At 76.9% G+C, this 14,103-nt stretch carries 12 protein-coding genes; all 12 read left to right on the top strand.

Features of this window, described 5'->3' with window-relative positions:
* The first annotated feature begins 48 nt into the window (after positions 1-48).
* Complete coding sequence (locus ACSLTV_RS09080; RefSeq protein ID WP_435611942.1) at positions 49-1,095, top strand: Acg family FMN-binding oxidoreductase; 1,047 nt, start codon at positions 49-51, stop codon at positions 1,093-1,095.
* Positions 1,096-1,557: 462 nt separating this feature from the next.
* Positions 1,558-2,022 (top strand): cyclic nucleotide-binding domain-containing protein, encoded by a 465-nt coding sequence (locus tag ACSLTV_RS09075; protein ID WP_435611941.1) that lies wholly within the window; start codon positions 1,558-1,560, stop codon positions 2,020-2,022.
* Between the two features lie 46 nt (positions 2,023-2,068).
* Positions 2,069-2,671: an Rv1733c family protein gene (locus ACSLTV_RS09070; RefSeq protein ID WP_435611940.1), complete on the top strand. Its 603-nt coding sequence runs from the start codon at positions 2,069-2,071 to the stop codon at positions 2,669-2,671.
* A gap of 113 nt (positions 2,672-2,784) precedes the next feature.
* Entirely contained in the window at positions 2,785-3,207 is a 423-nt protein-coding gene (locus tag ACSLTV_RS09065) for an Hsp20/alpha crystallin family protein (RefSeq protein ID WP_432138391.1), read from the top strand.
* A gap of 375 nt (positions 3,208-3,582) precedes the next feature.
* Positions 3,583-5,385, top strand: a complete 1,803-nt coding sequence (gene acsA, locus ACSLTV_RS09060) for an acetate--CoA ligase (RefSeq protein WP_432157712.1) — start codon at positions 3,583-3,585, stop codon at positions 5,383-5,385.
* Positions 5,382-6,377, top strand: coding sequence for a pyruvate dehydrogenase (acetyl-transferring) E1 component subunit alpha (pdhA, locus tag ACSLTV_RS09055; protein WP_432138393.1), 996 nt, complete (start codon positions 5,382-5,384; stop codon positions 6,375-6,377). The genes acsA and pdhA overlap by 4 nt, the downstream gene beginning before the upstream one ends.
* A 2-nt stretch (positions 6,378-6,379) precedes the next feature.
* Positions 6,380-7,471, top strand: coding sequence for an alpha-ketoacid dehydrogenase subunit beta (locus tag ACSLTV_RS09050; RefSeq protein ID WP_432138394.1), 1,092 nt, complete (start codon positions 6,380-6,382; stop codon positions 7,469-7,471).
* 1 nt (position 7,472) lies between these two features.
* Positions 7,473-9,236 carry a dihydrolipoamide acetyltransferase family protein gene (locus tag ACSLTV_RS09045; protein WP_432157713.1) on the top strand — a complete coding sequence of 588 codons (1,764 nt, stop codon included), beginning with the start codon at positions 7,473-7,475 and terminating at the stop codon, positions 9,234-9,236.
* Positions 9,237-9,241: 5 nt separating this feature from the next.
* Entirely contained in the window at positions 9,242-9,496 is a 255-nt protein-coding gene (locus tag ACSLTV_RS09040; RefSeq protein WP_432138396.1) for an acyl carrier protein, read from the top strand.
* A gap of 1,824 nt (positions 9,497-11,320) precedes the next feature.
* Complete coding sequence (locus tag ACSLTV_RS09035; protein WP_432138398.1) at positions 11,321-12,238, top strand: hypothetical protein; 918 nt, start codon at positions 11,321-11,323, stop codon at positions 12,236-12,238.
* The gene (locus ACSLTV_RS09030; protein WP_432138399.1) at positions 12,222-13,682 is read left to right on the top strand and encodes a V-type ATPase 116kDa subunit family protein; all 1,461 of its coding nucleotides are present in this window, start codon (positions 12,222-12,224) and stop codon (positions 13,680-13,682) included. The genes ACSLTV_RS09035 and ACSLTV_RS09030 overlap by 17 nt, the downstream gene beginning before the upstream one ends.
* Positions 13,679-14,101, top strand: a complete 423-nt coding sequence (locus tag ACSLTV_RS09025) for an ATP synthase subunit C (protein ID WP_432138400.1) — start codon at positions 13,679-13,681, stop codon at positions 14,099-14,101. The genes ACSLTV_RS09030 and ACSLTV_RS09025 overlap by 4 nt, the downstream gene beginning before the upstream one ends.
* The last annotated feature ends 2 nt before the right edge of the window (positions 14,102-14,103 follow it).

Raw genomic sequence — 14,103 nt, 5'->3', positions numbered from 1 at the left:
CCCGCCGGCGCCTGTGATGGGGGGAGGAAGACCGGAAGGGACGGACGGATGACTGAAACGGCGGTACCAGCGATGCCCGGGGGGTCTCACCTGCTGCCCGATCACGCGGCCCACTACCTCGTCCGCGCGGCCGTCACCGCGCCCTCGCACTGCAACGCCCAGCCCTGGCGCTTCGTCGCCCGGGACGGCGAACTGCACCTGCACGCCGACCCGACCCGCATGCTGACCGCCTCCGACCCGGACGGGCGGGAGACGCTGATCAGCTGCGGCGCCGCGCTGTACAACGTACGGCTGGCCGTGCGCCACCTCGGCTTCCTGCCCCGCGTCGCGCTGTTCCCGGACCCCGCGCGGCCCTGGCACGTGGCCACCGTCCACTGGGGGCCGTACGCGCCGCCCAGCGCCGAGGAGGAGCGGTTGTTCGCCGCGCTGCCGCAGCGGCACACCCATCGCGGCCCGTTCCGCCCCGACCCGCTGTCCGCCCGCCTCATCGAGCAGCTGCGCCGGCACGCCGGAGTGGAGGGCGCCGGGCTGTACACCGTCTCCGGCCGGGAGGACCTGCGCCACCTCGCCCTGCTGATCCGCGAGGCCGAGTCCACCCGGCGGGCGCTGCCCGACTGCGGCCGCGAACTCGCCGAGTGGACGCCGCGCGCCGGCAGCGGGCGAGCCGACGGCATCCCCGCCCACGCCTACCCGCGCAACCCCGACACCACCGCCTTCGCCGGGCGCGACTACGCCGCCCACACCCGGCGCGGCCACGACGGCGGCCCCGCCCAGCGCACCCTGCGGCCCTCCCTGGGCCTGGTCGTCCTGCTGGACACGCGGCACGACCAGCGCACCGACTGGGTGCGCACCGGCCAGGGCCTGCAGCGGATGCTGCTGCACGCCGCCGCGGCCGGCGTCGCCGCCGCCTTCCACACCCAGCCGCTGGAACTGCCGGACCTGCGCCGCCGGGTCCGCCGCTCCGTGTTCGGCGGCGGCCACCCCCAGGTGATCCTGCGCCTCGGCTACGTCAACACGGTCCGCCGCACCCCGCGCCGACCCGTCCGCGACGTCCTCACCGTCCGGACGGCGACGGGACTGCCGCTCACCGTCTGACGGCTCCCGTGCCCGGGCGACCGGTGCCGCCGAGGCCGTCCGCGGGCGGGGCGGGGCGGGCGCGGCGGGCGTCGGCAAGCGCGCCCGGGCGGCTCCCCGGGGGCGGGGGGGGGAGCCGGCACGGGGACGTGGTGCGGGGCGGGTTCGGACGCGCGTGGTCGGGGCGGGTGTCGCGGGCCGCGTGCGCGGGGGCGTGGAGCGGCGGAGCGCGTTCCGCCCGTGCGGGGGACCGGCTCGGCACACTCCTAGTCTCGCGGCGGCCCGGCCGGGCGCGGCTCACGGCGGACGCCCCGGCCGACGGCGGCCCGCGGGGCGATGCGGGCGGGACCGGCCGACCGGGCCGCTGCAAGGGGCCGGTCGGCCCATGCGGCGGGGGCGTTCGTGGCCGACGCTGGGAGCAGGAGGTGTTCGGCACCGATCATCGCGACCTCTGCCGGCGCGCCGGCATCGAGGAGGCCCCCCATGACCACCCTGACCACACCCCGCCCGACCAGGACGCTGCCCGCCGAGTACCGGGGCCGGCTGATGTCCCTGGCGCACGAGGTCCGCTACCCGGGCGGCATCCGGCTCTTCGCGGAGGGCGGCCCCGCCGACCGGCTGTGGATCATAGAGTCCGGCACCGTCGCCCTGGAGATGCGGGTGCCCGGTGCCCAGCCGGCCGTGATCGACACCCTCGGCAGCGGTGAACTCCTCGGCTGGTCCGCGCGGTTCCCGCCGTACCGGCGGCGCTTCAGCGCCCGGACCGTGGGCCCGGTGCGTGCCTTCGAGTTCGACGCGGCGGCCGTGCGCCACCTGTGCGAGGACGATGCCGAACTCGGCCAGGTCGTCGCGCAGTGGGCCGGCGAGGCCGTGGTCCGCCGGCTGCAGGCGGCCCGCACCCGGCTGCTCGACCTGTACGCCCCCTACGGCAGCGGGGCCCGGGGATGACCCGTATCGGCCGGTGAGCAGGTCACCCCGGCGGGAGGTGTCGGCGATGGCGAGGACGGGACGGGGACGCGGGACCGGGCGGCGGTGGCTCTGGCGCTGGCGGGCCAATCCGCTGCGCCGCCTCAGCGACCGCGTGGAGGCGTGGATCATCCTGAGCGCCTGGATCCTGGCCCTGGCCGGCGGAGTTCTCGCCGGTGTGTCGGCGGGGACCGGGACGCAGCACCTCCTCGACGCGCACCGCGCGGCCGTGCACCAGGTGACCGCCGTCCTCACCGCCGACGCCCCGAAGGCCCCGCCCGCGGCAGACGACGGCGTCGGCGACGGCCTGGTCTGGGCGCAGGTGCGCTGGACCGACGCCGACGGGGCCACCCACACCGGCCGGGCCAAGGTCGAGCCCGGCGGCGAGACCGGCGGCAAGGTCACCACGTGGACCGACGGCTCGGGCCGGCTGGTCGCCGAGCCCCTCACCGCCTCGGCGGCCGAACTCCAGTCGGCGATCACGGGCACACTGGCCGCACTGGGCACCGCGACCGGCGTCCTGCTGGGCTCCCGCCTCGCCCGGCGCCCGTTGGACCGCCGACGGATGCGGGCCTGGGAGACGGAGTGGGCGCAGGTCGGACCGCGCTGGCGCAAGAAGATGTGGGGCTGACGCGGGGCCGGGGAAGCAAGCGGCCGGTGGTCCTTTCCCGGGGCCCGGACGGCTCACGCCCGCCGCGGCCGGCGGCGGGACCCTGGAAGTGGAAGAGGCGGAGGAGGTGCCCCATGAGCGCGATGACGGAGCGGCTGCCCGGCTGGCCGAGCCTGCCCGACCTGTTCGGCTGGGTCGAGGGCGGACTCCCCCTGGCACACACGGTGCCGGGGACGCACGCCATCCGGATCGAGGAGCAACTGACCGACGGCGCCTACGTCCTGCGCGCCGAACTCCCGGGCCTGGACCCGGCGAAGGACGTCGAGGTCACCGTCGACGAAGGCCTGCTCACCCTGCGGGCCGAGCGGACCGAGGAGACGAAGGACAAGCACCGCACCGAGTTCCGGTACGGCACGTTCACCCGGTCCGTGCGGCTGCCCGCCGGAGCCAAGGCCGACGAGGCCACCGCCGAGTACGAGGGCGGTGTCCTGACCATCACCGTACCGGTGCCGCAGAAGGAGGAAGGAGCCAGGACCATCCCGGTGCGGCTCGCCTAGCACCGTGGTGCACGGATGCCGCACCACGTACGCGCGGCCGGGTGCGACCCCTCCCGGCCGCGCTCCGCTGCGCCGGTCCCGGCGGCCCCCGGTACGCGGTTCAGTCCGGTGCGTCGTAACACGCCGGCCTCGTCCGCCGACCGCCGTCGCGCCGGAGGAGCGGACGGCACAGAGCGCGGACGGCACAGAGAACGGACGGCACCCGCCGACGGGCGTACCCGGTCCGGCCGGCTCCCGGGACCGTGTCCGTCCGTCGCGTCTGCGCGGTGCCGCCCGGCGCGGCCCCCGGGCCGTTCGGCCCAGTGCGGCCGAGGCGGCCCCGGCGCATGGTCGGAAGAGGACCGCGGGAAACGGTCCGCAGGGAAGGGGGCTCGTATGCCCTGGGAGACGATCCACAAGGACACTCCGCCGCAGGTGCCGCCCAACCTGGCCGACTACGACAGGACGTACACCGGTTTCTCGTGGTCCGAGGCCCGCGCCGAACTGGCCGGACTGCCCGGCGGGCGAGGACTGAACATCGCACACGAGGCCGTGGACCGGCATGTCGCGGCCGGCCGCGGCGACGCGGTCGCGCTGCGCTGCGTGGCCCGCGACGACACCGTCACCACCGTCACCTACGGAGAGCTGGCCGCTACCGCCTCCCGGTTCGCCCACGTGCTGCGCACCCTCGGCGCCGGCCGCGGCGACCGGGTGGTGACCCTGCTGGGCCGCTGCCCGGAGCTGTACACGGTGGTCCTCGGCACCCTGAAGAACACCAGCGTCCTGTGCCCGCTCTTCTCCGCCTTCGGCCCCGACCCGGTGGCCCAGCGGCTGCGGCTGAGCGACGCCCGGGTCCTGGTCACCACAGCGGACCTGTACCGCAGGAAGGTCGCCGGACAGCGTGACCGGCTGCCGTCCCTGGAGCACGTGCTGATCGTGGGCGACGGCGCGGACGCTCTCCCCGGCACGCTCTGCCTCGACGAGCTGACCGCGCGGGCGCCGGACGCGTTCACCATCCCGGCCACCGCACCCGAGGACATGGCGCTGCTGCACTTCACCAGCGGCACCACCGGCACCCCCAAGGGTGCCGTCCACGTCCACGAGGCCGCCGTCGCCCACTACGCCACCGCGCTGTACGCCCTCGACCTGCACCGCGGCGACGTGTACTGGTGCACCGCCGACCCGGGCTGGGTCACCGGCATGTCGTACGGCGTCGTCGCCCCCCTGATGCACGGCGTCACCGTCGTCGTAGACGAGGGCGACTACGACGCGCGCCGCTGGTACCGCATCCTGGCCGAGCAGCACGTCACCGTCTGGTACACCGCCCCGACCGCGCTGCGCATGCTGATGCGCACCACGCCCCGGACGGGCCCGTACGACCTGCCCGCCTCCTACGACCTCCGCGCCCTGCGCTTCATCGCCTCGGTCGGGGAACCCCTCAACCCCGAGGCCGTGCTGTGGGGACGGGACGTGCTCGGGCTGCCGGTGCACGACAACTGGTGGCAGACCGAGACCGGAGCGATCATGATCGCCAACTTCGCGGCCTGTCCCGTCCGGCCCGGCTCCATGGGCCGCCCGCTGCCCGGCGTCGAGGCGACCGTGCTGCGGCGCGGCGAGGACGGCCGCGCCGAGGTCGTCGACGGCCGCGTCACCGAGCTGCGCGAGCCCGGCGTCGAGGGGGAACTCGCGCTGCGCCCCGGCTGGCCGTCCATGTTCCGCGGCTACCTCCACGACGAGGACCGCACCGCGGCCGCCTTCGCCGGGGGCTGGTACCTCACCGGCGACCTGGTGCGGCGCGACGCCGACGGCTGGTACTGGTTCGTCGGCCGGGCCGACGACGTCATCAAGTCCGCCGGACACCTCATCGGCCCCTTCGAGGTGGAGAGCGCGCTGATGGAACACCCGGCGGTCGCCGAGGCCGGTGTCATCGGCCGCCCCGACCCCGTCGCCGGGAACGTGGTCAAGGCGTTCGTGACCCTGCGCCCCGGTGCCGCGCCCACCGACGGCACCCGGCGCGAACTGCTGGCCTTCGCCCGACGCCGGCTCGGACCCGCCGTGGCCCCCCGCGAGATCGCCTTCGACCAGCACCTGCCGCACACCCGCAGCGGCAAGGTCATGCGCCGGCTGCTGCGCGCCCGGGAACTCGGCCTGCCCGAGGGCGACCTGTCCACCCTGGAGTCGACGGAGGGGCCGTCATGACCGCCAGGAAGCGTGCCCGCCCGCAGGAACGGCACCGGCTCGACCTGCTCGCCTCGATGCTGCGCATCCGCCGTTTCGAGGAGCGCTGCGTGGAGCTGTACAGCGCCGCCCGCATCCGCGGCTTCATGCATCTGTGCATCGGGGAGGAGGCCGTCGCCGTCGGCGTCAACGAGGCCCTCACCGCCGACGACGCGGTGGTGTCGACCTACCGGGAACACGGACACGCGCTGGCCCGCGGCGTGCCCGCCGACGCGATCATGGCGGAGATGTTCGGCAAGGTCACCGGCTGCAGCCGGGGCCGCGGCGGCTCCATGCACCTCTTCGACGCGGGCCGCCGCTTCTACGGCGGCAACGCCATCGTCGCGGGCGGACTGCCGCTCGCCGCCGGCCTGGCCCTCGCCGACCGCATGACCGGCCGGAACCGTGTCACCTGCTGTCTGTTCGGCGACGGCGCCTTCGCGGAGGGCGAGTTCCACGAGACCGCGAACCTGGCCGCGCTGTGGGGGCTGCCCCTGCTGCTGGTCTGCGAGAACAACCTGTACGCCATGGGCACCGCCCTCGACCGCCACGAGGCCGCGACCGACCTGGCACTGCGGGCGGCCTCCTACGGCATGGTCTCCTGGGCGGTCGACGGCATGGACGTCCGCGCCGTCGAGGACGCCGCCCGCCGCGCCGCCGAGAGCGTTCGCGCCGGCGCCGGCCCGCACTTCCTGGAGATGCGCACCTACCGGTTCCGTGCCCATTCCATGTACGACCCCGACCGCTACCGTGAGAAGGGCGAGATCGAACGCTGGAAGGAACGCGACCCCGTCGACCTCCTCGTCCGCGGCCTCGAAGAGCGCGGAGAACTCACCGACGAGGCACTCGCCGCTCTGGAGGAGCGGACGGCGGACGAGATCGACGCCGCCGTCGACAGCGCGGAGCGGGCCCCGGAGGAACCGGTCGAGGACCTGCTGCGCCACGTCACCAGCGCCCCCGCGGAGGTGAGCTGACCATGGCCGCGCACACCGCGAGCCCCACCGCGGACCGCAGCGGGGAACGGGCCACCGGTCGGGCCCCGGCACGGACCACCTACCGGGAGGCGCTGCGCGAGGCCCTGCGCGAAGCGCTGCGCACCGACGAGCGCGTCTTCCTGATGGGCGAGGACGTCGGCCGGTACGGCGGCTGTTTCGGCGTCAGCCTCGGCCTGCTGGAGGAGTTCGGCCCCGAACGCGTGCGCGACACCCCGCTGTCGGAGTCCGCGTTCGTCGGCGCCGGGATCGGAGCGGCCCTCGCCGGGATGCGGCCCGTCGTGGAGATCATGACCGTCAACTTCAGCCTCCTCGCCCTCGACCAGATCCTCAACAACGCGGCGACCCTCCTGCACATGTCCGGCGGCCAGCTGGCCGTCCCCCTCGTCATCCGCATGACCACCGGCGCCGGACGGCAGCTCGCCGCCCAGCACTCGCACAGTCTGGAGGGCTGGTACGCGCACATCCCCGGTCTGCGGGTCCTGGCGCCGGCGACCGTCGGCGACGCCCGCCGCATGCTCGCGTCCGCACTCGCCGACCCCGACCCCGTGCTGATCTTCGAACACGCCGTACTGCTCAACGTCTCCGGCGACCTGCCCGCCGACGCGGGCCCGGCGGACCTGGACCGTGCGGCGATCCGCCGGCCGGGCACCGACGTCTCCCTGATCACCTACGGTGGCTCGCTGCCCAAGACGCTGGCCGCGGCCGGGGAGCTGGCGGACGCCGGCATCAGCGCGGAGGTCGTCGACCTGCGGACCCTGCGCCCGCTCGACGACGCCACGATCACGGAGTCCGTCTCGCGCACCCACCGGGCGGTCGTCGTCGACGAGGGCTGGCGCAGCGGCAGCCTGTCCGCCGAGATCTCCGCGCGCCTGACCGAGCACTGCTTCTACGACCTCGACGCCCCCGTCGAACGCGTGTGCAGCGCCGAGGTGCCCGTGCCGTACGCCCGGAGGCTGGAGGAGGCCGCGCTGCCCCAGGCCGCCGGCATCGCCGCCGCGGCCCGCCGGGCGGTCGGACCACCGCCCTACACGGCGGACGCGCGGCGCCCGCGGGAGGCGGGGGAGGCGGGCTGACATGGCCGAGTTCACCATGCCCTCGCTCGGCGCAGACATGGACGAGGGACTGCTCCTGGAATGGCTCGTCGCTCCGGGGGACCAGGTGGCCAAGGGCGACGTGGTGGCGGTCGTGGAGACCGACAAGGCCGCGATCGAGGTCGAGTGCTTCCACTCCGGGACGGTGGGCCGGCTGCTGGTCCGACCGGGGACGCGGGTGCCGGTGGGGACGGTGCTCGCGGAGATCGAGACCCATGGGGCGGGGAGCGGCTCCGCCACCGGGGCGCCGACGGCCGGCGACACCGGCGCCCCGCACCCGACGGGCGCCCGCCGCCGCGACCGGCCCCGTGCCGCCGCCTCCGAGCCGTCGGGGAGCCGGACCGCCCTCACCGGCACGCCCGCGGCCGCGGGCGGTCCCGGCGAGGCGCCGCCGCGGCCGCCGGAGACCGCGCGGGTGGCGAGGACCGCCGAGGTCCCGGACACCGCGCGGGCTGCGGCAGCCACGGAGGGCGCGAGCCCGGCCGGTGCCGTCGGCACCGGCGCCGGGACACGGCGCGCGGGGACCGCGGGCCGTGCGGCGGCCCCCGGGCCGCCGGCCGCGGCCCGTCCCGCCGAGGGCGGGGAACCCGTGGGGGACGCGGCGCAGGCGGGCGAGCCCGCGCGACCCGCCCCGTCCGCCGGGCCGCCCGAGGGGGAAGAGGTCACTGACGCGGCACGGACCGGAGGGCAACCGGCCGGGCACGCGGCTGCCGGGTCGCCCGGCGGCGGGTCCGGCACGGGCGCCGGGCCGCTCGTACGGCATCTCGCCGAGGAGCGCGGCGTCGACCTCGGGGCCGTCCACGGCACCGGGCGCGGCGGCCGGATCACCCGGGCCGATGTCGAGCGGGCGGCACCGGTCGCACCCCCGACCGTGCGAGCCACCCCGTACGCCCGGCGCCTGGCCCACACCCTCGGCGTCGACCTCACGACGCTGCGCGGGACGGGACACGGCTCGGCCGTGCGCGCGGCGGACGTCCACGCGGCGGCCCGGACGGCACCCGAGCCGGCTACGGCGCCGCGCCACGGCGGGGCCGAGCCCGCAGCGGTCCCGCGCCGGCAGGACGACGACCGGCGCGACGAGCACACGGCCACCATGCGCCGGGCCATCGGTGAGCTGATGAGCCGGTCCAAGCGGGAGATCCCGCACTACTACCTGTCGACCACGGTCGACCTGGCGGCGGCCGAGGAGTGGCTGCACCGGCGCAACAGGGGCCGTCCGCCCTCCGACCGCGTCGTGTCCGCCGCCCTGCTGCTCAAGGCGGCGGCGCGCGCGGCTCGCGCCGTGCCGCAGCTCAACGGCTTCTGGCAGGACGGTCACTTCGTCCCCGGGCCCGGCGTGCACCTGGGTTTCGCGGTGTCGCTGCGCGACGGCGGCCTGCTCACTCCGGTGATCCACGAGGCGGACACCCTCGCGCCCGAAGCCGTCATGGCGGCCCTGAAGGACCTGGTGCGGCGGGCCCGCCAGGGACGGTTGCGCGGCAGCGAGGTCGCAGGCGCCACGCTCACCGTGACCAGTCTCGGGGAACAGGGCGTGGAGTCGGTGTTCGGCGTGATCCACCCGCCCCAGGTCGCCCTGGTCGGCTTCGGCGCGGTCGTCGAGCGGCCCTGGGCCGTGGGCGGGATGCTCGGGGTACACCCGGTGGTCACCGTGACCCTGTCCGCCGACCACCGCGCCAGCGACGGCGCCGTGGGGGCGCGCTACCTCACGGCCGTGGACCGTCTGCTGCAGGAACCAGAGGAGTTGTGATCCGGATGACGTCACTGACCAGTGCCGAGGCCCGCCACCTCGTGGAGGAGGCCATCACCGGGATCGTCCCGGACGCCGACTTCACCCGCGTCGGACCCGACGACCGGTTCCGCGACGTGCTCGAACTGGACTCGCTCGACTTCCTGACGCTGGTGGAGGTCCTGTCGGAGCGCACCGGGGTGCGGATCGACGAGGACGACTACCCCCGGCTCACCACGCTGGCAGACAGTGCGGCGTTCCTCGTCGAGAGGTCCCGCTGAGTCGTGGGGGCGATGGGTGAGGCCCGAGGTGTTCGGCGGACGGCCCGAGGTGTTCGGCCGACGGACGGCTGAGGGGCGACGCGGATGACGGACGCGGCGCGCCACCGCACCCGTCGGCTCGGTCCGGTCCGGCCGCCGTGCGTCCGGATTCTCGACGACGACCTCCGGCCCCCTCGCCGCCGCCGAACGCGAGGCCATGGCCTGCAAGTAGCGGATCATGAGGTCGTGGCGGAACTCCTCCGACGGACGGCCGGCCTGGGTCGGCACCGTATGGCGCGCCTCGCCCGAGGCCGTCGCGCTCTCCCGTGTGTACCGGTCGTTCATGGCAGCCCCCCACGGTGCGCGTGGACAGGGTCCCCAAGGCCACCATCGCGCCGACACCCCGCCGGTGACAGGGCCGCCCGGCCCCTTGTGCGGGTCGGGTCGGCCCCTGGAAGGGGCGACACCCCCTTCGTAGCGTGGAAGCGAAGCGACCCGGCATCGGACGCCACGTCCGGCTCGGGAGGTGACCATGATCCGGTTCCGTGTCTTCCTCGCCCGTTTCCGCCCGGCCGGCGCACCCGGCCCGGCGGTGGCGGGCGGCGTGCCCGCCGACCGGACCGCCGAACTCGCGGCCGAACTGGCGGCGCCGCTCGCCCTGCTGGACGACACCGTCGCCCGGGCCGCGGCCCTGCGCGCCGACGCCGAGCGCGAGGCGACCGCCCGCCGCCGCGCCGCGGTCGCCCGGGCCGACGCCGTCGTCCGGGCCGCCCGTGCACGCGCCCCCGGCATCAGGGCCGAGACGGCCGCCCGGTGGGCCGAGCGGTCCCGGGAGGCGGCCGCCCGCACCGAGGCAGCGGCCGAGGACACCCTGGCCCGGCTCCGGCAGCGGGCCGAGCAGCGCACACCGGCCGTGGCCGCCCGACTCGTCGCCACGGCCCTGCGGGACATCACCGCGGCGGCCGACCCGGACCGCCCGCCCACCGCCGCCACCGGCTCACCCCCCGGGCCCCCGCCCGGTGCCCCGGCTCCGCCTGCCCGTCCGCCGTACGGCAGCGCGCCCCCGTCGGCCCTACCTCCAGCCGGCCCGTCTGCCACCGGCCCACGCGCCACGGGCCCGCCGCAGGACTCCGCCGGCCCAGGTGCCTCGGGTCCGTCGCAGGATTCCTCTGGCCCACCTGCCTCGGGTCCGTCGCAGGATTCCTCTGGCCCACCTGCCTCGTGTGCGCCGCAGGATTCCTCCGGTCCACCTGCCTCGTGTGCGCCGCAGGATTCCTCCGGTCCACCCGCCTCGGGTCCTCCGCAGAACTCCGTCGGCCCACCCGCCACCGGTCCACGGCCGGACTCCCGCCCCCCGGACCCGCACCCGGAGCCCAGACCTCCGCTCACCGGCGACCCGCCCCCACGCGGCGCGGAGCCGAGCGGTGCGCAGCGCGGTCGTCCGCTCGGGCCGATGCCCGACGCCGGACCTCGGGCACCGAACAGCGCCGGCCACGGCGACCGCGACCCGGGCCACGCCCCGTCGACCGGGGGAGCGGACGCCCGAACCCCGGGCGGCCAGGTCGGCGACACCCCGCCCTCCGGAGGCCCGGCGTCCCCGGCCTCCGGTAGCCCGGCGCCCTCGCCCTCCGGTAGCCCGGCGTCCCCGCCCTCCGGAGGCCCGGCGTCCCCAGCCTCCGGTAGCCCGGCGCCCTCGCCCTCCGGTAGCCCGGCGTCCCCGCCCTCCGGTAGCCCGGCGTCCCCAGCCTCCGGAGGCCCGGCGCCCTCGCCCCCCGAAAACCCGGCGTCCCCGCACACCCGCCCGGCGGGCCTGGGCGCGGCGGACGAGCGCGGCGAGGAGGAGTGATGGGCGCGGGATGGGTCGCCGGGGTGACGCGGGCCAGAGCCATGACGGCCACCTGCGCCGGCCCCCGGCGCGCCCACCGGGTCGCCGCGGCGGCCGACCGGGACGAGGCGTGGCATGTACTGGCGGGCACCGCCTACCGGCGCGACCCCGTGGAACGGGACGAGGGGCCGCGGACCGTCGCCGACGTCCTGGTGTGGCAACTGCGGGTCCTCGCCGGCTGGCAGCCGCGGGCCGGTGCCGCCGCCCTGCGCCTGCTCGCCTCGGGGTTCGAGATCGCGAACACGCGCTCGCACCTGCGCGCCCTGTCCGGTGTGCCGCAACCGCCGCCGTACCGGCTGGGCGCGCTGTCGACCGCCTGGACCCGCCTGGCGCGCACCGCGTCCCCGGCAGAGGTGCGGGCCGTGCTGGCCTCCTCCGTGTGGGGCGACCCAGGTGGCGAGGCCCCGGCCTCCGTGGTCGCCGCGATGCGTCTGTCGGCCGCCGCCCGGACCGCCGCGGGCGTCCCGCACGCCGCCCGCTGGACCACCGGTGGAGCCGCCCTGCTCGTCGCCCGCGAGACCTTCCTGGCCGGCCGCCGGCCGGAGGGCCAGGCCGCCCGGCAGGCGACCGTACTGCTGGGCCGGGGCGCCCTGTCCGCGGTGTCCTACGGCGACTACCGTGCCCGGCTCCCGGCCGACGCCCGCTGGGCGCTGGGCGGGTCCGACCGGCCGGAGGACCTGTGGCGGGCCGAGGCCCGCTGGTGGCGCGAGGTGGAGCAGGACGGGCAGCGCCTGCTGCGCGGCACCAGCCCGGGCCCGGCCCCCGTCGTGGGCGCCGCCGCCGTCCTGGCGACCGACGCCCGGCGGGTCCGAGCCGCCCTGGAGTGCGCCGCGTACGGGGGCCGGGCCGTGGAGGCGTTCGATGAACTCCTGGGCTGACACGCTGGTGCCGACGCGGATGCGGCGGGTGGCGGTGATGGCCGCCGAGCCGGCCCTGCGGGACGTCCTGGTACGCGTCGCCGACGCCGGCTGCGTCGAACTGGACCGCCCCGCCGGGGCCGCCGCCGGGGACCCCGGCCCGGCCGCCGCCCGGCTGCGCGGATCGGCCACGCCCCCGGCCGCCCCCCGGCTGTCGGCCGCCCCACCCGATCTCGACGCGCTGTCCGCCCGGGGCCGCACCGATCTGCTCGCGGGCGAGGCCCAGCTGGAGGCGTACCGGGCGGCGGCCGTGCGGCGCGGCCCCGTCGCGGCCCTGGCCGGCTGGTGCCCCGCCGCCGACGTACCCCGCCTCGCCGGCCGGCTGGCCGACGCCGGGGGCGCCGTCGTACCGCTGCGTAGCCCGCGCGGCACCGACCCGCCGACCCTCCTGCCCGACACCGGCCCGGTGCGGCGCTCCCTGGCACCCCTGGTGCGCACCTACGGCACCGTCCCCTACGCCGACGTCGACCCCACGTTCGCCGCGGGCCTCGCCTACGTCGTCATGTTCGGCATGATGTTCGGCGACGCCGGTCACGGCCTGCTGCTGCTCCTCGGCGCACTCGTGCTGCGCTCCGGGCGCCCCCGCGGCCGACCCGCCCTGCGCCGGGCCTGGCCCTTCCTGGCCGGTGCGGGCATCGCCAGCACCCTCGCCGGCATCGCCTACGGGGAGTTCTTCGGGCCCACCGGGGTGCTGCCCGTGCTGTGGCTGAACCCCCTCGACCGGCCGCTCCCGCTGCTGCTCGCCGCGATCGCGTTCGGCGCGGTCCTGCTGGCCCTCGCCTACGCCGCGGGCACCGTCAACCGCTGGCGCGAGGGCGGACCGGGCCGCGCCCTGTACGCGTCGTCCGGTGTCGCCGGCGCCGCCGTCTTCCTCGGCCTCGCCGGGCTCGCCGCCGGCATCGCCCGCCACCTGCCCGCGCTCACCGCCGGGGGCGCGGCCACCGCCGGTGCCGGGCTGCTCCTGGCGGGCGCCGGACTGTACGGCGCCACGGGGGGCGGTCTCTCGGGCGGCCTGCAGACGGCCGTCCAGCTCTTCGACGTCGTCGTCCGGATCGGCTCCAACACGGTCTCCTTCGCCCGCCTCGCCGCGTTCGGGCTCACCCACGCCGCGCTGGGCGCGATCGTCTGGCAGGGCACCGAAGCCCTCGCGAGGACCGGCGGCCCGCCCGCCCTCGTCGCGGCCGGCCTCGTGCTGGTCCTCGGCAACGCGCTCGCCTTCGCCCTGGAGGCGCTGGTGGCGGGCGTACAGGCGCTGCGCCTGGAGTTCTACGAGCTGTTCTCCCGGGTCTTCGACGCGGAGGGCCGGCCCTTCCGGCCCTGGCACGTGCCCACCGAGGTGCCGGAACCCCCCGCACCCCGGCCCGCCCCCGCCCCCGCATCCCGTCGCACGGAGGTGACATCATGATCGCCTGGCTGGTCGCCCTCCCCGCGTTCCTCGCGGCCTTCGCCCTGACCCGCCGACTGCTGCGCCGCCGCAGGCCGACCGCGCTGCGGCCCCTCCTCGCGCTCGACGGGGCCCTGTTCGCCGGAGGTCTCGCCCTGCTGCTGGTCGCCCTGACCGGTGATCCGGCGCGGGCCGACACCGTCACGACCACCGCACAGGACTCAGGCTCCGGTTCCGCCGCTCTCATCGGCGCCGCCATCGCGGTCGCCGGCGCCTCCATCGGTGCCGCGATCGCCGTCGCCTACACGGGAGCGGCGGCCCTGGCCGCGCTCAGCGAGCGTCCCGAACTCTTCGGCCGGGCCATGGTGATCGTCGGACTCGCCGAGGGAATCGCCATCTACGGCCTGGTCGTCGCCATCATCCTCATCGGGAAGGCCTGACC

Source organism: Streptomyces sp. bgisy159 (assembly GCF_965341775.1).
Taxonomy (GTDB): domain Bacteria; phylum Actinomycetota; class Actinomycetes; order Streptomycetales; family Streptomycetaceae; genus Streptomyces.
The sequence above is the reverse complement of the archived record's forward strand: the minus strand, read 5'-3'. Positions and strand labels throughout refer to the sequence as shown.